General features: G+C 42.9%; 32 protein-coding genes and 1 pseudogene. 5 read left to right on the top strand and 28 right to left on the bottom strand.

The window, feature by feature from the left end:
• Nucleotides 1-9 precede the first annotated feature (9 nt).
• The 4 genes from ACFQWC_RS14170 to ACFQWC_RS14185 all read right to left on the bottom strand — a co-directional run bounded on the left by ACFQWC_RS14170 (nucleotide 10) and on the right by ACFQWC_RS14185 (nucleotide 2603).
• Nucleotides 10-327 (bottom strand): YuiB family protein, encoded by a 318-nt coding sequence (locus tag ACFQWC_RS14170; RefSeq protein ID WP_299743760.1) that lies wholly within the window; start codon nucleotides 325-327, stop codon nucleotides 10-12.
• Between the two features lie 211 nt (nucleotides 328-538).
• On the bottom strand, nucleotides 539-664 hold the full coding sequence (locus ACFQWC_RS14175) for a YuiA family protein (protein ID WP_172655674.1): 126 nt from the start codon (nucleotides 662-664) through the stop codon (nucleotides 539-541).
• Nucleotides 665-822: 158 nt separating this feature from the next.
• Nucleotides 823-1305 (bottom strand): NUDIX hydrolase, encoded by a 483-nt coding sequence (locus ACFQWC_RS14180; RefSeq protein WP_377108072.1) that lies wholly within the window; start codon nucleotides 1303-1305, stop codon nucleotides 823-825.
• Between the two features lie 80 nt (nucleotides 1306-1385).
• On the bottom strand, nucleotides 1386-2603 hold the full coding sequence (locus tag ACFQWC_RS14185; RefSeq protein ID WP_299744027.1) for an NAD(P)/FAD-dependent oxidoreductase: 1218 nt from the start codon (nucleotides 2601-2603) through the stop codon (nucleotides 1386-1388).
• A gap of 541 nt (nucleotides 2604-3144) precedes the next feature.
• Between ACFQWC_RS14185 and ACFQWC_RS14190 the strand changes: the two genes are divergently transcribed.
• The gene (locus tag ACFQWC_RS14190; RefSeq protein WP_377108074.1) at nucleotides 3145-4143 is read left to right on the top strand and encodes an NAD(P)/FAD-dependent oxidoreductase; all 999 of its coding nucleotides are present in this window, start codon (nucleotides 3145-3147) and stop codon (nucleotides 4141-4143) included.
• A gap of 262 nt (nucleotides 4144-4405) precedes the next feature.
• Nucleotides 4406-5050, top strand: coding sequence for an SDR family oxidoreductase (locus ACFQWC_RS14195; RefSeq protein WP_377108076.1), 645 nt, complete (start codon nucleotides 4406-4408; stop codon nucleotides 5048-5050).
• Nucleotides 5051-5100: 50 nt separating this feature from the next.
• Here ACFQWC_RS14195 and ACFQWC_RS14200 read toward each other — a convergent pair.
• A pseudogene (locus ACFQWC_RS14200) lies at nucleotides 5101-5193 on the bottom strand (iron-sulfur cluster assembly accessory protein); the annotation flags it as partial.
• A gap of 240 nt (nucleotides 5194-5433) precedes the next feature.
• Between ACFQWC_RS14200 and ACFQWC_RS14205 the strand changes: the two are divergent.
• The gene (locus ACFQWC_RS14205) at nucleotides 5434-5640 is read left to right on the top strand and encodes a hypothetical protein (RefSeq protein WP_377108078.1); all 207 of its coding nucleotides are present in this window, start codon (nucleotides 5434-5436) and stop codon (nucleotides 5638-5640) included.
• Between the two features lie 16 nt (nucleotides 5641-5656).
• Here the strand turns inward: ACFQWC_RS14205 and ACFQWC_RS14210 are convergent, their stop codons facing one another.
• The 18 genes from ACFQWC_RS14210 to ACFQWC_RS14295 all read right to left on the bottom strand — a co-directional run bounded on the left by ACFQWC_RS14210 (nucleotide 5657) and on the right by ACFQWC_RS14295 (nucleotide 17547).
• Nucleotides 5657-6226, bottom strand: coding sequence for a GNAT family N-acetyltransferase (locus tag ACFQWC_RS14210; RefSeq protein ID WP_377108080.1), 570 nt, complete (start codon nucleotides 6224-6226; stop codon nucleotides 5657-5659).
• Entirely contained in the window at nucleotides 6227-6409 is a 183-nt protein-coding gene (locus ACFQWC_RS14215) for a hypothetical protein (RefSeq protein ID WP_377108082.1), read from the bottom strand.
• Nucleotides 6410-6576: 167 nt separating this feature from the next.
• Entirely contained in the window at nucleotides 6577-8538 is a 1962-nt protein-coding gene (locus ACFQWC_RS14220) for a phage tail protein (protein WP_377108084.1), read from the bottom strand.
• Nucleotides 8535-8780 (bottom strand): hypothetical protein, encoded by a 246-nt coding sequence (locus tag ACFQWC_RS14225; RefSeq protein WP_377108086.1) that lies wholly within the window; start codon nucleotides 8778-8780, stop codon nucleotides 8535-8537. The genes ACFQWC_RS14220 and ACFQWC_RS14225 overlap by 4 nt, the downstream gene beginning before the upstream one ends.
• Nucleotides 8781-8846: 66 nt before the next feature.
• On the bottom strand, nucleotides 8847-9596 hold the full coding sequence (locus ACFQWC_RS14230) for a hypothetical protein (RefSeq protein WP_377108088.1): 750 nt from the start codon (nucleotides 9594-9596) through the stop codon (nucleotides 8847-8849).
• 78 nt (nucleotides 9597-9674) lie between these two features.
• Nucleotides 9675-10061, bottom strand: a complete 387-nt coding sequence (locus ACFQWC_RS14235) for a hypothetical protein (RefSeq protein WP_377108090.1) — start codon at nucleotides 10059-10061, stop codon at nucleotides 9675-9677.
• Nucleotides 10061-10252 carry a hypothetical protein gene (locus ACFQWC_RS14240; protein WP_377108092.1) on the bottom strand — a complete coding sequence of 64 codons (192 nt, stop codon included), beginning with the start codon at nucleotides 10250-10252 and terminating at the stop codon, nucleotides 10061-10063. Before ACFQWC_RS14240 ends, ACFQWC_RS14235 begins: the two co-directional genes overlap by 1 nt.
• Nucleotides 10253-10385: 133 nt before the next feature.
• Nucleotides 10386-10937 carry an HNH endonuclease gene (locus tag ACFQWC_RS14245; protein ID WP_377108094.1) on the bottom strand — a complete coding sequence of 184 codons (552 nt, stop codon included), beginning with the start codon at nucleotides 10935-10937 and terminating at the stop codon, nucleotides 10386-10388.
• Nucleotides 10938-11045: 108 nt separating this feature from the next.
• The gene (locus tag ACFQWC_RS14250) at nucleotides 11046-11183 is read right to left on the bottom strand and encodes a hypothetical protein (RefSeq protein ID WP_377108096.1); all 138 of its coding nucleotides are present in this window, start codon (nucleotides 11181-11183) and stop codon (nucleotides 11046-11048) included.
• A 47-nt stretch (nucleotides 11184-11230) separates the two neighbouring features.
• Nucleotides 11231-11566: a hypothetical protein gene (locus tag ACFQWC_RS14255; RefSeq protein WP_377108098.1), complete on the bottom strand. Its 336-nt coding sequence runs from the start codon at nucleotides 11564-11566 to the stop codon at nucleotides 11231-11233.
• 48 nt (nucleotides 11567-11614) lie between these two features.
• Nucleotides 11615-11827, bottom strand: a complete 213-nt coding sequence (locus ACFQWC_RS14260) for a helix-turn-helix domain-containing protein (protein ID WP_377108100.1) — start codon at nucleotides 11825-11827, stop codon at nucleotides 11615-11617.
• A gap of 60 nt (nucleotides 11828-11887) precedes the next feature.
• Nucleotides 11888-12580 carry a hypothetical protein gene (locus ACFQWC_RS14265; protein WP_377108102.1) on the bottom strand — a complete coding sequence of 231 codons (693 nt, stop codon included), beginning with the start codon at nucleotides 12578-12580 and terminating at the stop codon, nucleotides 11888-11890.
• 154 nt (nucleotides 12581-12734) lie between these two features.
• The gene (locus ACFQWC_RS14270) at nucleotides 12735-13937 is read right to left on the bottom strand and encodes a hypothetical protein (RefSeq protein ID WP_377108104.1); all 1203 of its coding nucleotides are present in this window, start codon (nucleotides 13935-13937) and stop codon (nucleotides 12735-12737) included.
• 1130 nt (nucleotides 13938-15067) lie between these two features.
• Nucleotides 15068-15472, bottom strand: a complete 405-nt coding sequence (locus ACFQWC_RS14275) for a hypothetical protein (RefSeq protein WP_377108106.1) — start codon at nucleotides 15470-15472, stop codon at nucleotides 15068-15070.
• A 60-nt stretch (nucleotides 15473-15532) separates the two neighbouring features.
• Nucleotides 15533-15664, bottom strand: coding sequence for a hypothetical protein (locus ACFQWC_RS14280; protein ID WP_377108108.1), 132 nt, complete (start codon nucleotides 15662-15664; stop codon nucleotides 15533-15535).
• Between the two features lie 5 nt (nucleotides 15665-15669).
• On the bottom strand, nucleotides 15670-16833 hold the full coding sequence (locus ACFQWC_RS14285; protein ID WP_377108110.1) for an AimR family lysis-lysogeny pheromone receptor: 1164 nt from the start codon (nucleotides 16831-16833) through the stop codon (nucleotides 15670-15672).
• Between the two features lie 172 nt (nucleotides 16834-17005).
• Nucleotides 17006-17257: a hypothetical protein gene (locus ACFQWC_RS14290; protein WP_377108112.1), complete on the bottom strand. Its 252-nt coding sequence runs from the start codon at nucleotides 17255-17257 to the stop codon at nucleotides 17006-17008.
• Nucleotides 17254-17547, bottom strand: coding sequence for a hypothetical protein (locus tag ACFQWC_RS14295; protein ID WP_377108114.1), 294 nt, complete (start codon nucleotides 17545-17547; stop codon nucleotides 17254-17256). Before ACFQWC_RS14295 ends, ACFQWC_RS14290 begins: the two co-directional genes overlap by 4 nt.
• A 351-nt stretch (nucleotides 17548-17898) precedes the next feature.
• On the opposite strand from ACFQWC_RS14295, the gene ACFQWC_RS14300 reads away from it, so the two are divergent.
• A complete protein-coding gene (locus tag ACFQWC_RS14300; RefSeq protein WP_377108506.1) occupies nucleotides 17899-18087 on the top strand; it encodes a helix-turn-helix domain-containing protein in 189 nt (62 codons plus the stop codon).
• A 46-nt stretch (nucleotides 18088-18133) separates the two neighbouring features.
• Here the strand turns inward: ACFQWC_RS14300 and ACFQWC_RS14305 are convergent, their stop codons facing one another.
• From ACFQWC_RS14305 to ACFQWC_RS14320, 4 genes are all read right to left on the bottom strand, one after another.
• A complete protein-coding gene (locus tag ACFQWC_RS14305) occupies nucleotides 18134-18391 on the bottom strand; it encodes a hypothetical protein (protein WP_377108116.1) in 258 nt (85 codons plus the stop codon).
• A gap of 67 nt (nucleotides 18392-18458) precedes the next feature.
• Nucleotides 18459-18800, bottom strand: a complete 342-nt coding sequence (locus ACFQWC_RS14310; RefSeq protein WP_377108118.1) for a YolD-like family protein — start codon at nucleotides 18798-18800, stop codon at nucleotides 18459-18461.
• 41 nt (nucleotides 18801-18841) lie between these two features.
• Nucleotides 18842-19474, bottom strand: coding sequence for a replication-relaxation family protein (locus tag ACFQWC_RS14315; protein WP_377108120.1), 633 nt, complete (start codon nucleotides 19472-19474; stop codon nucleotides 18842-18844).
• Nucleotides 19461-20585 carry an FtsK/SpoIIIE domain-containing protein gene (locus ACFQWC_RS14320; RefSeq protein WP_377108122.1) on the bottom strand — a complete coding sequence of 375 codons (1125 nt, stop codon included), beginning with the start codon at nucleotides 20583-20585 and terminating at the stop codon, nucleotides 19461-19463. The genes ACFQWC_RS14315 and ACFQWC_RS14320 overlap by 14 nt, the downstream gene beginning before the upstream one ends.
• 508 nt (nucleotides 20586-21093) lie before the next feature.
• Between ACFQWC_RS14320 and ACFQWC_RS14325 the strand changes: the two genes are divergently transcribed.
• The gene (locus ACFQWC_RS14325) at nucleotides 21094-21327 is read left to right on the top strand and encodes a helix-turn-helix transcriptional regulator (protein ID WP_377108124.1); all 234 of its coding nucleotides are present in this window, start codon (nucleotides 21094-21096) and stop codon (nucleotides 21325-21327) included.
• A gap of 146 nt (nucleotides 21328-21473) precedes the next feature.
• Here ACFQWC_RS14325 and ACFQWC_RS14330 read toward each other — a convergent pair whose 3' ends face one another.
• Nucleotides 21474-21659 (bottom strand): hypothetical protein, encoded by a 186-nt coding sequence (locus ACFQWC_RS14330; RefSeq protein WP_377108126.1) that lies wholly within the window; start codon nucleotides 21657-21659, stop codon nucleotides 21474-21476.
• Between the last annotated feature and the right edge of the window lie 71 nt (nucleotides 21660-21730).

A 21730-nucleotide genomic window follows, 5' to 3' on the forward strand; every position in this document is an offset into this window, starting at 1 on the left:
CGGATGCGGTTAAAACATGCGATATCCTTTTGCTCTTAAAATCCTCATCACGACTCCTGCCAGAATCGCTCCTGCCAATCCACTTCCCAAAATCACAAGATCGGCTACAGCCAAGTGGCTGATTTTCGTACCTAACTCAGAAAACGACCCGCCTGCATTTCGAAAATAATCTATAAAACGAACATCGTCTACGATAAAAATAACAACAATTGGATAAATGATAGCCATAATCCACGTCATACGCAATAACATATTTAACAAAAAACCTATTCCGAAAAATAGAACAAAAAATAAAAGCATCGAAATAATCATTACATGTATAGGCATTGTACCGTTTACACCTCCATAAACACTAAATAATAGTGTACCCCGAGTGAAATGAAAGCGTCAATATTTTCAAGGAAGTTTTGTGGCTTATTCACAAAATAAACTTATTTATCATGCAGACATAAAAAACAGACCCAATGTCAGTATTCATACTTCATAAACGAAGTATCAACCTTCATTAGGCCTGCTTTTGCCATCTAACTTTTAGAGCTTATTTTTGCTTCCCGCTGCCTCCGCAGCACGGACACGTTTCAGAACCACCTAATACTAACTGAAAGTATCCTTTTCCTGAACAGTAAAGACAGTATTTTGTTTTAGTACTTGCAGTAGCTCTCATCATTCCCTCTCCCTTTTCTTTAATTTCTTAATTTTCTGATAATATATCATCTATCCAGAATAAAGAAAAGGGACATTAGAAGGGATGTACCTCTAAGAAAGCGAATACATTTATGTTTTTCTTTCATTATCTCTTTTTTTCTTAAAGTTTACAGAATTTTATAAAAATAATTTGTATTGAGTGTATCCGAACTGATTTCCTGGGTTTATCCCTTCAATCGGATTTAACTTATGTTGGAATGTCATTGCTTTTATCATCTCATGCACCATCACGGATGTTTTATCATCCTCTAATAATTCTTGAGGCGACTTCCACCCAACATCCCACAATTCTTTTTCTTCGATAAGGATAGAAGAAGTTTTCTTATTTTCCAACAGAAAGATCACCATGTTGTCACTAATGTCATTCTGGATGACTCCTGATCTTACTCCGATGATTCCTTTGACCGACGTTTGTAAACCTGTTTCCTCTCTCACTTCTCTAATAACCGCTTCGTCTACTGTTTCTCCTGCATTGACGAAGCCTGCTGGGAAAGACCACATACCTTTTAATCCGCTGTATTTCTTTTTCACCACAAGCCATTTACCACTTTCATCAATGACCAGTCCGGCAACCGCCAGCCAAACTTTCCCTCTTTTCACTGCAAACACCCCCATCAACATCTCCCCATAACAAAAAGCAGAGTGGAAACCACCCTGCTTTTCACTACATGATTTAAGAATTAAAAGAACTTGAACTTACCTTTTTTGAAGACAAGTGATGGTCCACCAACCATGTAAAGAGCGCGGTTGTCGACTACTTTCTTCATGAAGGAAGCTTTTGTCCCAGTGATTTTCTTACCGTAAACGACACCGATTGCATCGTCTTCACCCAGTGAACATACTGTTCCTTTAATGTCTGGAGTGAATTCTTCCATATGATCTTTCCCGTGTAGTAAAGAAGCAATGTTACGGGCACATACTTCCCCTTGTTGCATCGCAATTTGTGCAGTCGGAGGGTACGGACGCTCTGTCTCTTCATTGATCATTAGTGAACAGTCACCGATGATGAAGATGTTATCATGACCTGGCGCGCGAAGATCTTTGTTGATTTTCACACGGGCACGCATATTTTCTATTCCCGCTCTTTCGATGATGGAGTTACCGCGTACACCTGCAGCCCATACGATCGTACCAGCCTTGATTTCTTCTACTTCATCTTCACCTTTAGCGATTAATACGCTGTCCGCTGTCGCTTGTTTAAGTGGAGTTCCGATGTGGAATTCTACACCTTTTTTCTCAAGCTTGGCACGAGCATACTTCACTAGCTCAGGATCGAATCCAGGAAGGATCATTGGTGCAGCTTCCACGCACACAATACGTACTTTCTTACGATCGATATCATATTCGTGACAAAGTTCAGGTACACGGTTTCCTAATTCACCTAAGAATTCGATACCAGTGAAGCCTGCTCCACCTACAACGATTGTAAGGCGGTCATCGTTTTTCTCTTCTTCGTTTTTATACGTAGCAAATTGTAATTCGATATGCTCACGGATTTGACGGGCAGAGTTGATGTTCGAAATCATGAAAGCATGCTCATGAAGACCCTGGATACCGAAAGTCTCAGATTCTGCACCTAATGCAACGACCAGGTAATCGAATTCTACTTCACCGTCACTTGTGATGACTTTCTTTTCTTCTACTTTAATATCTTCAACAGTAGCTTGTAAGAAGTTTACTTTGCTTGTATTGACAACATCTTTAATGTTGTAACGTACACGATCATGATGAAGTGTACCTGCAGAAGCTTCGTGTAACCAAGTGGTTTCGTAGTGATAATCATTTTTATTAACTAAAATAATTTCTGCTTCATTTGTACCTAATTGCTTTTGAAGACGAGTTACCGTCATTAATCCACCATAACCTGCACCTAATACAACGATTCTTGGCTTTCTCAACTGAATCACATCCACCTTTTTTGATAAATTTGCTTTGGATACTCTTAGAGTCCTCCACATCATGCTTTTTTATCCCGTTCAATCTGATGCTATTACCTTTTTCCCTATAGGAAAGAAACTGAAACAAATCAAACGAGAAGTTTTCCTTCAATTAAGAGGAAAGGATTGTATAAAAAATAAATAAAAACGATAAACAAGAAAGTATGTGACGTATTTCACGAACTACTACATACTTATGCGAGAATTGTCATAAATTCTTAACATTATGCCTACATTACATAATATTCTTTTTACCATGCATTTTCAAGATATATATAGGAAATTGAAAACTTAAGAATATTCCGAAAAGCGAAGGCGGCTCTAGTCCTGGAGCTGGACAACCCGAAAACGGATGATCATTTATCTCCCCCAAAAGTCTGAAACTCCACTCCTCAAAAAGACTGATTATTCCCAATTATAATTTCAATTATTGTGAAGAATCGATCGCTCTATGATAGAATAAATTAAAGTGAAATACATCTTAATTGTTGGAGGGATCTAGTTGAAGGAAGATCAAAAAGTGTATGATATTACGATCATAGGCGGCGGTCCTACTGGATTGTTTACGGCGTTCTATGGCGGCATGAGAAAAGCATCAGTTAAGATTATTGAAAGTTTACCACAACTCGGGGGCCAGCTGGCTACTCTATATCCTGAGAAATACATATATGATGTTGCCGGTTTTCCTAAAGTGAAAGCCCAGGATCTTGTCAATAATTTAAAAGAGCAGATGGCAAAGTTTGAGACGACGATCTGTTTGGAGCAAGCTGTGGAAGGTGTAGAAAAACAGGCTGATGGCATGTTTAAGCTCACAACCGATAAAGAGATTCATTTTTCCAGAACGATCATCATCACAGCAGGGAACGGTGCTTTCCAGCCTCGACGCCTGGAACTAGAGCATGCGTCTGAATTTGAAGGTAAGAATCTTCATTACTTTGTTGATAACCTGGAACATTTCAGAGGCAAGAAAGTTGTCATTTGTGGTGGTGGTGATTCTGCCGTTGACTGGGCGCTTATGCTTGAGCCGATTGCAGAAAAAGTCTACCTCGTCCACAGAAGAGATAAATTCAGGGCACATGAGCATAGTGTGGAAAACCTGCACAATTCTACGGTTGAACTTAAGACACCTTATGTCCCTTCAGAACTGGTTGTGGATGATAACAAAATCAATCAATTGATTTTAGAAGAAACTAAGGGTGATGAGAAGGAAATTATTGATCTTGATGAGTTAATCGTAAACTTTGGATTTGTTTCTTCTCTTGGTCCGATTAAGGACTGGGGCCTTGAGATTGAAAAGAATTCGATCGTTGTCAACTCAAGAATGGAAACGAATATTCCAGGTATATACGCAGCAGGTGATATTAGTACGTACGACGGTAAAGTGAAGCTTATTGTAAGCGGATTTGGTGAGGCACCGACAGCTGTTAACAATGCCAAAGCATATATGGACCCTAAGGCAAGAGTCCAACCGATGCACAGTACATCCATGTTTACAGATTAAAGACTATTATTAGGGAGGTTTTAGGATATGTATTCCTAAGCCTCTTTTTCATTTGGAGGAGACAACACCCAAAGGAAAACAGCAAAAAGATGGCAGCTCTTATGAAACGGAATATCCAATCGAAGAAGCAACGTGACCTGATATGCATCAAACATCCACGTATACGAGTGATTTCCATCATCACCCATTGATTTGTTTATTTTAGCAATGAATGGGTAGACCAATAATAAGACAAAAACTTAGATAAAGGATGATGGAGAGAATGAATGTATTAGTTATTGGAGCAAATGGTCACACTGGCCGTCACATAGTGAAAGAACTTTCAAATAGCAGTCAGCATTTCGTGAGAGCCATGATTCGAAAAACAGAACAAGCCAAGGATATGGAAGATTTAGGGGCAAGACCGATTGTTGCAGACCTGGAGCAGGACTTTTCATACGCTCTTGAGAATGTAAATGCCGTTATATTTGCAGCTGGTAGTGGCGGATCGACCGGTGACGATAAAACTCTTGCCATTGACCAGGAGGGTGCAAAAAAAGCGGTGGATTATGCGAAGAAGATGGGAATTGAGCGTTTTGTGATGCTTAGCTCAATGGGTGCCGATAACCCGTCAAGCGGCCCGGATGAATTGCAATTCTACTTAAAAGCAAAAGGTGCAGCGGATTCCCACTTGAAGGAAAGCGGCCTAAACTACACGATCGTCCGCCCTGGCTCCCTTTCATTTGATGATGCAACTGGAAAAATTGAAGCAGCCACTTCCATTGAAAACAAAAGCAGAGACATTTCCCGTGAAGATGTCGCGAAAGTACTTGTCGACGCCTTAACCATCGAAGAAACCAATCACAAAGTATTCGAGATCTTAAGCGGTGACACACCTGTCGAAGAAGCGTTAAAGAATATTCATTGATACTTGAAAAGGGACGGACCTCCACTTTGGAGGTCCGTCCCTTTTAATCATTAGCAGTTCTCCGGCGTACCCTTATTCGTCGCCGTCACGAACGATGATCCGCACCCGCATGAAGCGATGGCGTTCGGATTATCGATGGTGAATTAACGGTTATAAGGAACGTCGCCCCATCGCTAACTTTACCGGGCATTGAGCGTTTTTAAAGAGTCGTATATATTTTCGCACTTACGTATTTATCGTAACGTGTATTGTTAACTCTTATTATAGCGACTGATTAAGACGGTTACAAGTGGAACTTAAACTAATTTCGTTGTAGGTCGATTCTCAAGCAGGAAATTTGCGGAAATAGGTCGAATTACTTACACGGAGGGGGTGACGTATAAATGATGAGAGGAAAATTTGCGATGTTACTAGTGCCTGGAGACGGGGCCGATCCTGACATTAGCGTGACGGTTAAACAAGACGGTTTGAATGAGTATGAGGCGGAATCAAACTTCGATGTGATAATCCAAGACAAGGATCCGATACTTGCTGCGTTCACTGCATATGTATACTCGAAAGAAAAAAGTAAGCCCAACGGTAGCGACTGACCACCGGAGGGCTTTTTTAGGCGCCTGTATCAAATTCTTTATCTTCACCTTCAAGCAAATCAGAGTCCATGACTTCAATATCTAGCTCTTTGATCTTAAACACAAATATCTCGAGTCGTGGATCGTCTTTTTTGCGACCTAACGACACGAATAGATGTTTACTGTAAAATGAATTAGAACCCGGGAGAGCTTCAACGGTAGCAAAAACACAACCTGTCATTTTAGAAATTTCAAGAATACGGTTAAGTGCTTCAAACAATATAAAACTTCCGTAGCCTTTTTTACGATAGTTAGAGTCTACACCAAAAAAATGTATTCTTACGGATGGATAAAGCGAAAAATTATTTGGTTTAAAATCCATCTTCTTTAACTTTGTATTAGAAACGGTAGTACTATCATTGAATAATGTAAAGTATCCAATTAGGTTATCGTCGTCATCTAAAAAAACTGTTGTTTTTGCGATATTGAGGAGTTCCAATTTGAATGACTCTTTTTTCAGAAACGATTCTACCTCTTCTTGATCCGAACACTGAAATTGAATCACTCGATCATAATGTTTTGAATCTAATTTTTCAGCTCTTAGCATCTACTTTGACTTGAAATCGCTTGTTTTTTTAATGTGATTGTAGAATTTTCTCCTAAACTCTACCATTTCTTTGGATTCTGACTTCGTTTCTCTTTGAGCATATTTAGTGAATTTTTGATATTCTTGTTCGTTCTGAAACTCAACTTTAATTGGTTTAATTGGTTTTACAGGAGTTGCAATCATTTTTATAATCTCCTCCTTTGAGGGTCTGCGCATATATTATCACCCTTTGATTTTTATTAATCAATATACGCATCAATCCTCTATTTAATACTTATACGTATACTTATATTACTATATATTCCCTTTTTGTACAACTCGTGAAACTTTTTGAAAGTACCCCATTTGACTTAATAATTCCCGCCAATGTGCGACGAAATAAACAGGCGACTGATTATATTCGCATTAATTCGCCCAAGACCGTTTGGAGTAAGCGTTACCTCGTGCCATGTTCCGCGCTGAATCTTACCGCCTGAGTCCTTCGCGAGGTAAGGTACGATGTCAATGTCGTTCCCTTTTGTCGCATTGCCCGGAATCGTTGTGCCGTCGACTCTGACCGTAACTGCGCTCGGTTTTGTTGAAAGCTCGTAAATTCCGTGCTGGATGTCGTGAGTATGGTCCGGCAATGTAACGTCATGTGAGTGATTAGGAATCGTTACCGAGTGAGTATGGCTCGGAATTGTTACACTATGAGAGTGATTAGGCACATTAAAGTCGTGAGTATGCGATGGAATAGATACGGAATGCGAATGATTACCCGACGAACCTTCCGTATAGTAAGAAACCCCAGCAGCCGTATCACTATCTACTGCGATTGTATTACCGCTTGCTGCCCTCAATATGACAGAGCTGTTCGGATTTGATGCCGTTTGGAATCCGGTCGCAGTGAACATTAAATGACGATGATCTCCCCCGGCTGCACTCGATTGAGTTGTACCGCCGCCACTTGACGTCGATGTACTAACCCCACCGCCTGAGCTTGAGGTTGCCGTAGTTCCACCGCCCGAGCTACTTGTCGCTGTTGTTCCTCCGCCTGATGTTGTTGTTTTAGTCGTACTGCCTCCACCTTTTGTTGCGGCAGAATAAGCCCGGAAAGAATCCGTTTCGTAGCTTAGAGACATCGTATTCACATTAACCAAGTCGCTCGGCAAGTAGAATCGGATTATCGCTGGATGAGAAGCATCGCAGTTATCATTGTAGTTATGGGAATCGATATTTGTTGACCCTTGCGTATATGCTTCATTAACCTGTTGCTTTCGCTCGATGTCTGCGTTTACCGTTCCGATGTCCTCCGACAAGCTACCGATTTCAAGCTGAATGTCACCAGGAGCTCCGGTAATGTCAGGCTTCGCTTCTTTATGAATACGCTGTTCAATCGTTCCTAAGTCCGGATCAATAATACGAACAATCGCGCCTTCTTTAAACCTGTCAACTGATTCGCCAGTTAACACGCTTAGGTCTGCCGCCTTCACCTTGTAAACAACCTTCGGGACGCTCCACTTTTTCAGCAGAGCTTCGGCATTGTCTTTCAGCGACTGAGGGTCCTCGAAACGACGATCAATCCAGACGTACTTTTTCTTACCGTACTTGGCGATAGAGGCCGAGTCTTCCAGGTAAGGAACGCCATTATTCACATCTCGAACATCGAGCTGATTCACACCTTCGCCAGCACCTAACGGATAGATGCGGTTCACTATGTTATACGGATCAATCTCTCGCTGAATTTCTATGATGTTTTTAGCGTATCTGATTTCACAGGTTGGAACAGATGAAGGCCTTACTAGGTTCAGCGTCCACGGGTAGGACTTCGTATCAAATGTCCAATGATAATCTTCATCAAACGGCTGAGGTATCGCTAATAATGGGCCGAGTAATCCGTTCTCATTCTCGTACTTATAATGGAAGTACCTCGTAAAATCCACCGTTCCAAGCTTCCAATGCTTCGTTTCTTGCTGATCGAGAATATATTGGATATTTTGGCGAGTAGTCCAGTTGGTCGTTTGGTGATATTGGAAAAGCACGTCGTCAAGGAGCGTGGCGAGAACGTGTTGCATCCGGTACTCAACTACGTCAGCAGATTCGTTCTTTGTCGTCAAAGAAGGCACGATGCGAAACAGCCCGATAGATTCGTCGGACATATCGTCGACAATCTCGCAGTAATTAAATTCCGAGCAGTATTGGTTTTTTTCATCGTTTAACGGCAAAGAAAAAGAAGCAGTCCAAAGTTCATTCAGATGCTTCTCGTAGCCGATATTAAATGCGTTCTGTAGAAATGCGAGTGGTTTCCGGTCTTGGCCGAGTATTTTAATCATCGGCGCGCCACCTCGAGCCTGACGTTAATGTTCCGCGGAATCTCCCTCGCCTGGCTTGCCTTTAGCACTTGAAATTCGTCCGTGTAAATTAACGCCTTTTCTGAACCGAGATAAGCGACCACTTTTCGCAGGGCAAGTCGCTTCGTCCGGTCTTTGAATTCTTGCACGTTGCCAGCTTCGTCTGTGAGTGTTGCGATTGTATAAACGTGTCTATGTTCTTTCATATTTAGCGTGTAAGTCATTCCGTCTCCTCCTCCTCCGATAAAATAAAAAAAGACCGCCCGGTTAAGGGCAGCCTTGATATGGTGTTAATTCCTTCTTCTTCTTTTAAACACTTGTAACGGTCCTGTAATATCTTTTCGATGTTCCTTAATCGCACTCAGCATTCGGTATTCAGCACTGGCGGCTGATTGTTCGGAGTCTTCAGACGCTTTTTTAAGGTCGTCATATACATTGCGTACAGTCATTCGGATAAGCCTATCGCTCAGATGTGCCGACTTTCCTTTTTCCTCTAACGTTTTCTTTATCTCAGTAAACTGCGAGAGAAGTTCCCTGGCCGTTCCCTTGTCGATGATTTTCGCTTCGTTCTGAATCGCATTGGCTGCCACATTTAACGACATTGCCATTTCTACTTCCGAGCGAATTATGCCGGCTTTTTGGCGCACCTTATCCGAATCAAAATCGTTTTCCATCGTGATTTCAGACGCCCTTCTGGCAGCCGCATCCTGTAAAACTTGGAGGTCGTAAGAATATCTATCCTGGAGTTCGTTTATCTTCTCTTCGTACTGTTGAATGACTTCTTGTGTATCGAAGAACTTTGCATCGGGAGTCAGTCGATCGTTCGCCTCAATGCCTGCGATTTTCTCCTTCATTTCCTCGATCGATTTGTTTACGTTGTCTTTATGCGATTGAAGAGATTGATACCTGATTTCTCTGCCGATCCCCTCTTTCTCAAAACTTTCTGCGACATGCTTATCCACTGAGTAAATATATCCTCCTGTGTATGCACTGCCTTTGTCCTCGCCATTCTTTAACATAAAAACCTCTACTCGTTCCATATTAATTAGCCCCCTTGATTTGATTTAATTTATTTACTGCTTCATTTGATAAAACTTCACTAATCAAGTAACTCATCGCTATTGGTTTTCTTCTTTTCGGCTTTCTTCGTCTGTTATTTTTTCGCAAGCTAACACCAACCTCCTTACAATATCCCGAGCAGGCTTCCCGTCGACCATGCACTCGGCACTTGCGCACCTATCAACTGCATAAATCGCTCCCTCTAACGCCTCTATTTCAGCCTTTTCTTTTAACTTCACATCTGTTTCCCAGCGCCTGAACGCAACTTGTTCCCCGGACTCCGTTAGCACCTCATATTCCAGCGAATACCCGGAAGAAAGTTCCGTAACGTTATAGCCAATATGGGCGACTGATCCGTCAAATATTGGTCGATTGCCTTCTCGCTCAAAATACGACTTAGTAATTAAACCGTGAGCGAACTCATTCACCCGATACACACATTCCATTACTTAGCCCCCTTCCGGCGTGATTTCTTTGCGTTGTCCATAACCAATCGTGGTAGCAGTTCGGAGATTCGTTTCGCAGAGACGTAAGGACCGAATTTAAAGCTGAATTCCTGACCTTCATAATTAACGAGTGCTTCTTGCAATTTTCCGTTTCTTTTCAGCGTGAATTCATACGCGGGCATTCCCGACATAAAATCTCCTCCAATTCAAAAAGGCCAGCAAATAGCCGACCGTCGTCTTTATATACTTCTGCAATTAGCGAGTACCTGTTGTCATGTATGAGCTTGTGAATCTCGTAAGGTTGAACCGAATATATTTGCTTTTTCATACCGCAGCCTTATCTCTCGATTCATGATAGTCCCTTTCCTCGTCGACCAACTCTGCCTCCACGTCTTTGATTGACCGTTTACTGAAGCGAGCAATGTATTTAACTAAGAAAGGCATGTAGTCGTATTCGAGTTTTCCGTGCTCACGGTAAAAGGTTAGGACCGGTTTATCTCCCTTTCTTGAGTTGCAGCTCTTACATGAGATAAACAGGTTTGAGACGTGGTGCCTTGCTTTTCCTCGACTTAAAGGGCGAATATGCTCGAGATTAAAAGTTCCGGTTTCTTCTGACTCTTCCACGTTGCAATACCCGCATCGATTATCGAAGACATCAAAGAGCTGCGCCACTTCTTCCTTCGTGGTTTCAATCGGAATTGGATACTTTGGAGCCAGTTCCCTCATGCGATAGAACGCCTTGTATGCTTTGTTGTTGCTCGCTTGTTTGCATTTAAGACAACGGTTAGTGGATCCGCCCTTAGAGCGCTTATCCTTCTCGAATTGATTAACCGGCTTATCGACCTTACATCTACGGCAAGTGCGCTTTTCACTCATCGCTTTTCACCGCGCTTTGTGATAACGTCCAGCTTGTCGTTTAACCTTTTCAATAACTCATCGATTGCGTTTAAGTCATTTCTCATCCTTCATCCATCCCCCATCGTTTTATTTAAGGTTCAATTCTTTTTCAATCGACTTCATCACATCGCTGATTTCCTTATTACAAAAGTAATCAGTGTGTTTCAAGTGACTGAGTGCTTGTAGGTAATTAATCAGCAATTGCGTTCTGTTTTGCTCATTCATCCGTCATCCTCCCTTCATCAATATGTAGCGACTCTCCGGACTAGCCTTCATCGAGTGCCTTGTACCTCATGCAAAGCTTGCAAAATCACCTGGCGAATATATCGCTTCTCTAGCCCGCAGCCTGACTTTGGCGAATGTGAATAACAGAACTCCGTGGCGAAACGTTCGACTAACTTATATACCTTTACTGAATCCATTTTCGCTAGTATTTTGTGGTTAACTTCGTCCAGTGTTTGTTCATAGGCAAGCGTCAGTAGTGAGAACTGAATGGCGTCGAAGTCTGTATGCGGCATGGTGTACCGGAATTTCCGTTTGGCACCGGGCCATGAAACCAGGTAATCCGTATGATCGTCGTCGAAATAGGTGATGCTGATTTCACTCATTTTTGATCCCTCCCCTTGACGTCTACTAACTTTTTAGGTAAGATATAATTAGGATAATCTGCGTAAATTTTCGTAGAACACAAAAAAGGACGTTTCGTCATAATTCAAACGTGCCAGCTTCGCCTTTACTCGCGGAGTTACTTGCAGACTACCCGTTTCGATACGTCCGATCGTCGGAAGAGAAACACCTAATTCTTTAGCGAATTCCACTTGGGTAAAATTCAGATAGTGACGCAGCGCTTGAAACTTTTCTCCGGTCATCATAATACCTCCTTTTATTACTTTATCTTCAAAATAAATATCGGGCTAAAACGCCCTCTCTTATATATGCACTTTTTTACTGCACTTAAATCTTTCCACCCTATCCCGTTCATGCTTCAAGTGTCTTTCGCCGTACTTTTCAATAAGATATTGCTCCACCTCTTCCGGTTTCATTCGCGACACTGTGACAGGTCCGTAGTTGTGTCCGTGTCTTATACCGCGAAGATTAACTCTATCGCTGCCGTCCGTCAGTGTGAATTTCGGTTTTCTTCTATTTCCATTATTCCGATCTCTCGCTGCTTTAATATGCGAAATTTTATTCGGAGAGAATGGCTTTTCATACCTTTCATGATAGCGAAGCATGTACTTCTCATTTATGAAGAAAGGATATTCCAACTCACTTGCGTAATAAGTCTCAACGCCTTTGCGTGGCTTTTTCCTCGGATTTACCAGCTCCTGTTCAGCTTTCTTTTTCTTCTTGGCGAAATTATCCTTCGCGAACTTGCACGGCTTACAACAGGTCTTTGCAATATTCGGGCGGGACTTGTCACGGAATAGATAACCGCACCAATCGCAGTTCTTCACACGCTTGTCGTCAGAATCATGAAGTTCACCTTTCATCAAACGCTGGATCACCGGCATGGCATCCGTCATCATTATCCCTTCCGTAAATTGCGCCGCGAATAAGATAGCCCCTTCGCCTGGTTCTTTAAATTTAGGTTTGTTTGAGTCGTTATTTTTCGGAGGTTTCATAGATTATCTTCCCCTTTTCAGTTCGTTTTGTAGTTCCTGCGAATCTTCGAATATAAAAACTAACTGCCCGGAAAACTTGCGCGACGGCTCAAGGTCTACAAGTCGGAAGCCCTTCGATAACAAAGACCTGGCGACCTTCAGCGACAATATGCACTTAAATCCCATACTCAGCCCACTCCCTCAATAGTTTCCTCATGCGACTAGACGGCAGGTACAATTTAATCGCCTGTCCCTCACGGATCCTCGACCGCCATATCCACTGCAACAAATCCGACACTGCCAGCGCTTCAACATTCACGGAAACCCCGTTGTCCTCAAAGAACGCTCGTTCATGCGGGTTAGGATAGCGATTGAAGACATACGCGATTGCCTCGACTTCCCTATATTCGTTAGTCGCCCGCGCATTGACTGGAATCGCTCGATTACGGTAGCCTTTTGGTGTGATTGAACGCTCAATTTCCTTCAGCGTCGACCAATACATTTGCTCCTTCTTAACACCGGCGATATTCATAAAGTAGTTATAAAGGTTGTTTCGGAGTTGCTTCAGCACGCCAACATCAGCCCTGCGAAGATAAGTTGAGCTCAAGGCGTTGTTCCGCTTACCAACTTCGTTCAGCTTTCCTTCATATAAATCAATCAATCTATAAACCTCGTCCCGGCGTTCTGCCTGCTTGTCATAGTCCGTCAGTTCAAAGCGATCACCTTCACGCTTTACGGCGGAATACTCGTAGTTGAATTTGAACATGTCGTAGTAGTATCGCTGCAACTGACCGTCAAACAGATACGTCAGCACCTTCACGTTTTCAAATGCCCGGAACACCCTCGGCGGAAATGACCAAATCAAAAACTTCCCGCGATGATAAAAGAGGTTGCCCGCTTGTGCCAGGACTCGAATGTCTCGGTATCGGCTATCGTCGTGCGGGTCGCCCTTCCACGTAACCTTATTACCTTCGATTTCTATGTCACCACTGCTCTCGAGCTTCTTTATATCGCTGGCGTTTACATTCACCGGCTCGATTACGTCCATTACCTCGTCCAGTATTAGCGTATAGCCTGCATCGGTAAGGAGTTCGACCAGCTCATCGTCAGCAGCTTGAAAGAGCGAGTGCGTCGATACAATGTCGGCCCCTTTGACGATTAAGTCCTTCAAGCTGCGCATCTTTCGTTTCTCGGCATTTGCGTTGTTAGGTTCGATGAAGTTCCGATCAGTCACCGATATTTTCACTCGCTCGACTTCCGTTAGAAACGGAGTAATATAGATGAACTTTTCTGCGGCAGACGCTTCGTTCATATACTGAATCGCCCAAGATGTTTTACCGCTGCCCATAATAGAATCGATTATTTTAATTTCCGCCATCCTTAATTCCTCCCTCGTTTGACTGCTCGTTCAATTTTCGCTATGATATAATAGAAGAATACATAAACTTAGTACCAGGTGCTAAGTGAGTTAATTAGAATCGTTATAAATAACTCCGATATTACCCCCTTTTTAATAAATACGATGAAAAAGCCCATTCGGCGCAGCAAATTCCGAATTTTAATTTTAAGCACGAAAATAGCCGTTTTTAGGTGTCTCGGCTGTCTTACCCTTCAAAACGATTTAAAACCCCTTACAGGCCAATCTGAGCGCTTCTGAGGCTATCCTGGCTTTAAACTGAACCCCCCCATTCGGCGAAAGAGGTAAAATACACTAAAAACACACTCGTGATTCAAAACATTGCTTCGCACAAAGAACTTGCTCAGCTATCACTTACTCATTTTTCGCATATTCTTTTAAAAGTGCTTTGCGATAAGGATTTTTAATTGATGCCGACACGTTAGTGGCGGAATTACTAGATCTTAAGATCTTAAGCACTTAAAGACCTTAAGAACTTAAAAGATTCAAAAGGGTAACATAACCGAACACAAAAAGCAAGAACTTTTTAAAAGATAGGTCTTTAGACTTATTTTTTAATAAAATCGTGTAAAATGCGTCCTTTTTTCGTCCTCATACCGTTAAAACCTCCTTAATCACTAACCCTGCCCGATAATCGCCGAAGCTTTTTTAGCTGGAAGGCTAACTTTTTACGCCCTCTCACCAGAAGAGGAGGGCTAAAAATTAGACTGGAAGCTGAAAAAGGTGAGGCAACTTTAATAAACGAGCTTGAATGTAGGCGTAAGCCGGAATGAAACTCGTATCCTTCTACATCAGAACGACAAACAACGGCTCAGAACGTCATACAAGCGTCTCTCAGCCGTCTCACGAGCGTTTTAATACCAAGGTAACCGAAACACCCTTCCGCCGTTCTCAGCCTCTCCTACGCCATTTCAGCGTGTATGTCGTTTTATCCCACGAACAATCGAGCGAAAATGACCGGAAATCCTCTCCGAATACTACGACACCCCTCCGACGATCCGTTCCGTTTTACCAAAGAAGCACGTGCGGAAAACAGGTGTCTTTTCCATTCTCAATTAGAAGGCGATTTCCGCTCGTAATTGATAATGAGATTATGACCTGGTACTAACTTTTAACGGTTCTACTCCCATTTCAGTCATGACATCGTCCAGGGTCATCGTCACGTTAAGCTGCTGGCGAATCTCAAACGACTTTTTCATAGCTCCCTCGTACCGGACTTCTATTTCGTTCAAGGCTTGCTTTGCCATGCTTGCGAATGGTTTAAGGCGGGCCATTTCATCCTTCACCACCCTGCGACGAGTCAAGACCGATTTAAGCTGCGATGTGTAAGCAATGGCATCCAGTTCCCGGTCGTCCGTCTTTTCAATCGAATGGTAAATTTCAGATAAGCGAGTGTCTAAAACTGATAACATCATTCCGAGTTTGTTATACGTTTCCCTGACCTCCGTATGCGTGTCTACGATTCTCTTATGATAAATGTCCGATAAGAACTCCACTCCAATTACCTCCCGTATTATGTACAAGGGACCCGGTTAAAGGCCCCTCGCCTTACTTAATTACTTTCCGCCAGTTCCTCCGCCGCCGGGATCCGAGACAACTTGTTGCGGTGAAACTTCGGCTGCACTTGCTCCTGCCGCCCCTGTCGTTAAGATTGCTGCGATTAGTAATGTTTTGATTAGTTTTTTCAATTAAATCAGTCTCCTTTTATCGTGAGTTCACGTATTAGTATGTCGGCCACACCGCGTAATTGCGGAGATTTTTGCAGCTCGATATAAGGCAGTTCCGCGTAAACCATATCACCTCCTTTAATGAACAGAACTAATGATTCCAGCAAGAGGTTCGTATCGCTCTTCGCCAGGCCTTCATAGTATTTTGTAAACGGAGACTTTTGATTGAGTAACGCGATTACCTCAAGCGCTTCCTCGGCCATGCCATTGCTTGCGTAGTAAAATGCACGGTTTGAATCGTCCTTGATTTCCGACGGATCGCTAACTTTTTTCCAAAGGACACGAGCAAATTCCATTTCGTTTGATTCCACCCCGTCCGCCACGCTATCTCGTCCGGTTTCACGGTAGATTCGGACAGCCTTTTTGAAAAATACCTCTGTCATATCGTAGCTTGAGAACATATACGAAGTTGCCATCCGGAAATATGCGCCTGCTCTGTATGTAGGGTTGTCTAAGATTTCTGATTGCGCAATTTCCTCACATAATTTCCGGGCTTCTTCCTTGCGATTACGGTTGAACAGGAGCGACACGGCCTTTAACTCCTTGATGCGCAGCGAATAAAGTTCCCGAAGGTCTTCGCTACTGACATTATCGAGTAGTGCTTCTGCGATCGAAAGGTTATCATCCATGAGCGCAAAGCAACGTACGTCCGAGTAATAATAGGCGAATAACATCTGACGGAGAAACTTACCTTCCGGCGTCTTATAGCGCAGGCCCTTAATCCGCTTCATAAAGTCGCTTGGAGTAGCTTCTGATTGCTGGCGTTCGAGCAGAAGTGTATATGCGTTTGCTAAATCGATTAGGAGTTTGCTAGTCGTTCCGGATTCGTGAATCTGCTGAATTTTATCTTCCGCGTGGTCAAACATCCGGTTAACACTCATATATTCCAGCGCAAATTTTACATTCATCGGAGCATCCACATAATAAGACCAATCGGCGATAACCGTGTGATAGTTGTCCGGGTGAACCATCTGCGCAATAGTGAATAGCGTCTTGAAATTGATTTCCGAACCCTCTTTAAAGTGGCTGAACACCGAATGACTCATGCCGGTTTTCTGAGCGATTTTCCTCCACGTAAGCTTATACGGTAACTTGTCGATCGATTCCTCAACTAATCTCGCTAATTCCATTTCTGCCAACCTCCAATTTTTTAGATTAATAGGTTCGCTCCCGGTCTTGTAACGCTATCTCATACAAGGAATGAGGTTGCCGCCTCGTTACCCTCCATAAGATGTCGCGCCGAGTGAAGTGGTAGCTCCGATGCCTGCCTAATTGACATCGGAACTGTCACAAGCCTTTCGTTTACTTCGCTGCCAGTGCGATGTAATCCAATAACGACATTTCCTCGGTAAGTTCTGCCGAAACTTTATAAGGAAGTTCAACCGTTTTATAATCTCGAAGGTGAAAGTTATCTTCTTGCCGGAAGCCCACCGTCACCACTCGAAAATATAGAATGCCGTCGTAATCGCTGAGCAGGATATTATCGCCAAATAAAAACGCTTGCTCCTGGACCAGCTCATCTGTGTTGTGAAAATGCACGGTCACTTTTTTCATAACGGATCCACTCCGAATCTTTCTACTAACATTAGGAACGAGGAGACACTGAAAGAATCGATTTCCGAAATCAATCGTTCCGTTTCTTCATTAAGCTTGAGTGTCGCGATATCCTTAACCATTTCGTAGTATCCGGGATGCTTCTCGCTTTTCTCGACTACTCCGATAACTGCCAGGCCGTCGACGCATGTTAGGTAATACCAGTTGTCAATGCGGTATGAGTCGTAATACTCGATTGTCTCCTCGTCAATCTCAAGAATCACCTGGACCATTGAATCATTCGTTCCCACTGAAAGCATCTCCTTTTCAGTTAGTGGCGTGAGTGTGATGTTCAATTTAGATCACCACTTTTATTAAGACCTGTGTATAGCCCTAAAGCGAATGCTCCTAAGATACTAAAACCTATCGCAGCAACCATTTATTTTCCTCCAATTCGCTTTTTTATATTTTTTGTTCGACTTCTTGTACTTATAATATAACTAATAAAAATATATGTCAATAAAAGTTGAACAAAAAGTTTGAGTTCTTAAACATTCAATTCGACTTTATGATATACTCTGTATATAAAGAGTTAAGGGGTGTTGTTGGTGGCGATTAAGAAAAGGAACAAACCCGAGAATATCCAGCCATCTTATAAACCAATGGATATTACGTTGATTAAACGCGATAAGAAGAGAAGCGACCTTCGTAATGAGCTCGGTATCTCTCCTTCTACCCTTGCGAAGATGTCAAACGGTGAATATGTAGCGCTAGACGTGATCGGATTAATTTGTGAGTATTTAGATTGCAACGTTGAAGAAGTAGTTGAGTTTGTTAAAATCAAGAATTAAAGAGCGTTAAATATTCAAAAAAAGAAAACCCCTAACCCGTTTTAGGTTAGAGGCTTTCTTTTTTTGATTTTCTTTTATTGTTTATTGAATGGATACCTGTACATACACCACCAATTAGAGTTACACCACCCAAGATGATTAGCCCTCCTGCCGCATTCCTTCGCGGCCTGTAATATTTAAAATCGTCGTACCCATGCCAATCTTTTAAAGATACCATTTTACCGTATCTCAAAACTTCTTTATTAGGGTCATTATTGCCCCAGGCATAAAAGTATTCATTAAACTTCTCTGAGAGTTTAGACATAATATCGACCTCCAATCTAGTTACTAGTTTATATACGATCTAATTGGGAAAAAGTTTCAAATTTCTATTATTCGATTACCTCCACGGTCACAATGTCGTCAAACTGGAGCGTCTCAAACGATTCGTCTTCACATTCCACCTTTAACCCCTTTGTCTTCTCGTTAATGTGATGAACACGGCCGATAAACGTTTCGCACTTGCCGGCAAACTCCCGCCAGATTTTAAACTTTAGCGACAGGTTGTACTCCATTGCGTAGTGGATCCGCTCCTCATTCTCGCTCAAGGTAAACGAATCGATGATCGGCTTACTTTCTCGCTCGAATTCGCCCCACATGTTCCGCAGGTCTTTCACATGTTCGGGCAGCATCATTGAAGTCCACTTGATACGGCCACGATCCCGAATACTCATAAATACCACCTCGCTAATTATTATATCGAACATACGTTCTTTTATCCAATACGAATTTGAATTCCAGAATCCACCGGAACAGACGGAACCTTTTTCAGCGACTTCATAAACTCGGTAAATGACTGCGCTTGGAATAACTTAAACGGGTAGGTATCGTCTAAAGCATACCGTTGCTCAGCGAGTATCAGAACGTGAGGTTTAGGGTCGGCCAGTATGTCGGAGTTATAAAGGTCGATGTATCGGTCCATCTTATCTGCCATTTGTTTCTGCGAGTAAATCGAATTTTGCACCTCTACAAAAAACGGGGTGGAACGGAATCGGCAGAATATGTCGGGCTCTACTCCACCCTTACTGCCATACTTAGGCTCAACGCGAAACACTTCCAATGGCCCCAGCTTCCTCATCTCTTTATATACTTCGAGAATCGCGAGGAAATGACCTATCTTCTGCGAGTTCTTCTTTATCTTTGACTCTTCGCCGAAATATACGTAAGGGCTGAAGGCTGTCGACCGCTGAATATGTCCGTCTCTTAGCAACCGCAGCAGTACGTTATTGGCAGAGTAGGTTGGATTTTTCAGTCCTGCGAAGTGAATCTCCGCAATCGAATCACGATCCATCACACTAAATCTCTTCAAATCTGCAATAATCGCTTTATCACGCTTAGTTAAAGACATCGTTAAACACGTCCTTTTCCGTTAGTTCCGGCACTGGCTCCGGTTCGACTTCCTTTGCTTCCTTCGCCACCGTATAAGGTGATAATAACTCTCGGGCTTTCTCTAACTTCAAATAAGGCGCCTGCAGCTCGTAAAGTTTATCGCTATTCATTATGAATCGACCGGAGGTTTCCAGTTCATCGGCCCCTGGCGTGTTTACTATTCGAGCCTCAATCTTATCCCGCAGTTTAAACCCCATGCTTACCGTCAGATTCGCCCGGATCGTAGTATCGAGCACTTTGGCGTTAGGTCGTTGCATTGAAAGAATGGCGAACACTCCGAGCGTCCGGCCAATGGCGACCAGCTCCGTCAGAACATCCATTATATAGTCGTCTTTCCTCAGCATCACAAACTCGTCAATACAAACCACGATATAAGGGCGCCGGTGCTCGGCAGGCAACTCGTCAACGTGGCTCACCTCGAATGTTTCCGTCAGATCGCTCCGTTCGTCCAGTTCCTTCTTTATATGGCGCAACATCTTCTGAATGTCCCTGGCACTACTCAATACGCACTGGACGTGTTCAACTTTGCGAAAAATATGGAACTCCGACTTCTTACAATCGCCGAGGTAAAGCTCGAGCTCTGTCGGTTTCTTCATCTTAATGAGAGTCGTCAGGATGGACCGGAGCTGCGTCGACTTGCCTGAACCGGTTTCTCCTGCGATAAGGATATGAGGTTGCTTCAGCAGGTCAAACGCTACATACCGACCCTGCCGGTCCTTTCCAGCGATAATAGGCAGCTTGTGACGGCCGATATGCTCCGTTATGTCTTTGAACTTATACGGAAGCTCTGCCGGCATTGATCCGTTATAAACCGTGAGTGTGAATCGCTTATAGTCGCCTTCGATCTCAATCGACCGGCCAAAGTATTGCTGAAATACGTAGAAGTGTTTTTGAAGCAGTTTCGGATCCAGCCCGTTTGGTAACGTGAAAGTTATTTGCGTAGATTGGTCGGTAATGTCGACCGAGTGAATATTCGGAAGGATTAGGCGCTTGGTTCCGTCGCTCATTTCATACGTTAGATGGATTCCGCCAGACTTAAAGGTATCGATTAGCTTTTTGCGGACTTTCATTTTCGCCCACCACCTCATCGTAACCATCCTAAGATAGCGTTTGTTTCTATAAAGTAGATACCGGCTGCAAACGCCGCGATAGGAAGCAGTATCTTGACCACTGTACCCAGGGTGTGAAAGCCGTAGTCCTCGCACGTCTTGTCTAGCAATGCCGTGGCTAGTATCGTCCCGCCTGCGATTAGGATTGTCGATGAAAACATATTTTTGCCTCCTCGTGTTGGTTTCCTCCCCTCGCGCTCCCCACCTTCCCCTCACTCGCTCCTCTCGTTCTTAACAAATTTCGTTTTTACCGTTCTGATAGGGTTTCCGAGGGTATTACTTAACTAGGCGATAACAGTTGATAGAATGCCGTATCATTTCCGACTGTCTTCCGCCTTCATGTTGTAGGTTATGCAGCACCGATTGTCCGACTTTACTTGTCCGTAGTGAAAACTTTCACAGTCGGCTTGTATATTTTTCGCAAATCTTGTCCATAACGGTAGTAGAATAAGTATAAGGAGCGATCGATATGTTCGGATTATTCGGAGGAAAGCCACGCACTAAGCTCGGCAAATTCTTGGACGCCAGGGGAATATCGCAGGAATGGCTCGTGAAAGAGTCGAAGGTCAGCCGTAATACAATCAGCCAGATTGCGAGTAACAGAGATTATTCGCCAACGCTGCCGACTATTAAGAAGATTATGGGTGCGCTGAAGAAGGTGGATCCTGATGCAAAAGCTGATGACTTTTTTGACGTGGGATAGTACGATTTACCGTGACACAAAATAGTAAATTTTCATTACACAAAATCAACTCGTTTTTGTTGCATACATACACACATGTTGATATACTCGACCTAACAAATAAAAAACGACCGCTAGTGCTGGAACACTAACGGCCACTTAAAGAGTTATTTGCTGTCCGGCGATGACTCTTTTTTATTTTCCTTTTTTTCCTCTTCTTTCTTCAGCATTACCAACGGAAAAGTAAACCCTAACCAAAATTCAAATCGATCAGCTACAAAACTACTTAAATCTAACAAGAATCCTAAGAAATCAAGCATTCTACCACCACCTGTCCCATTTAAATTGGACATTATTACTAATTCCTTTTTTAAGATAACACAAGGCTAGTACAATATCAATAAATAAACACAACATATTGTGT

This window comes from Rossellomorea sp. GCM10028870 (assembly GCF_042666755.1).
In the GTDB taxonomy this organism is placed as follows: Bacteria; Bacillota; Bacilli; order Bacillales; family Bacillaceae_B; genus Rossellomorea.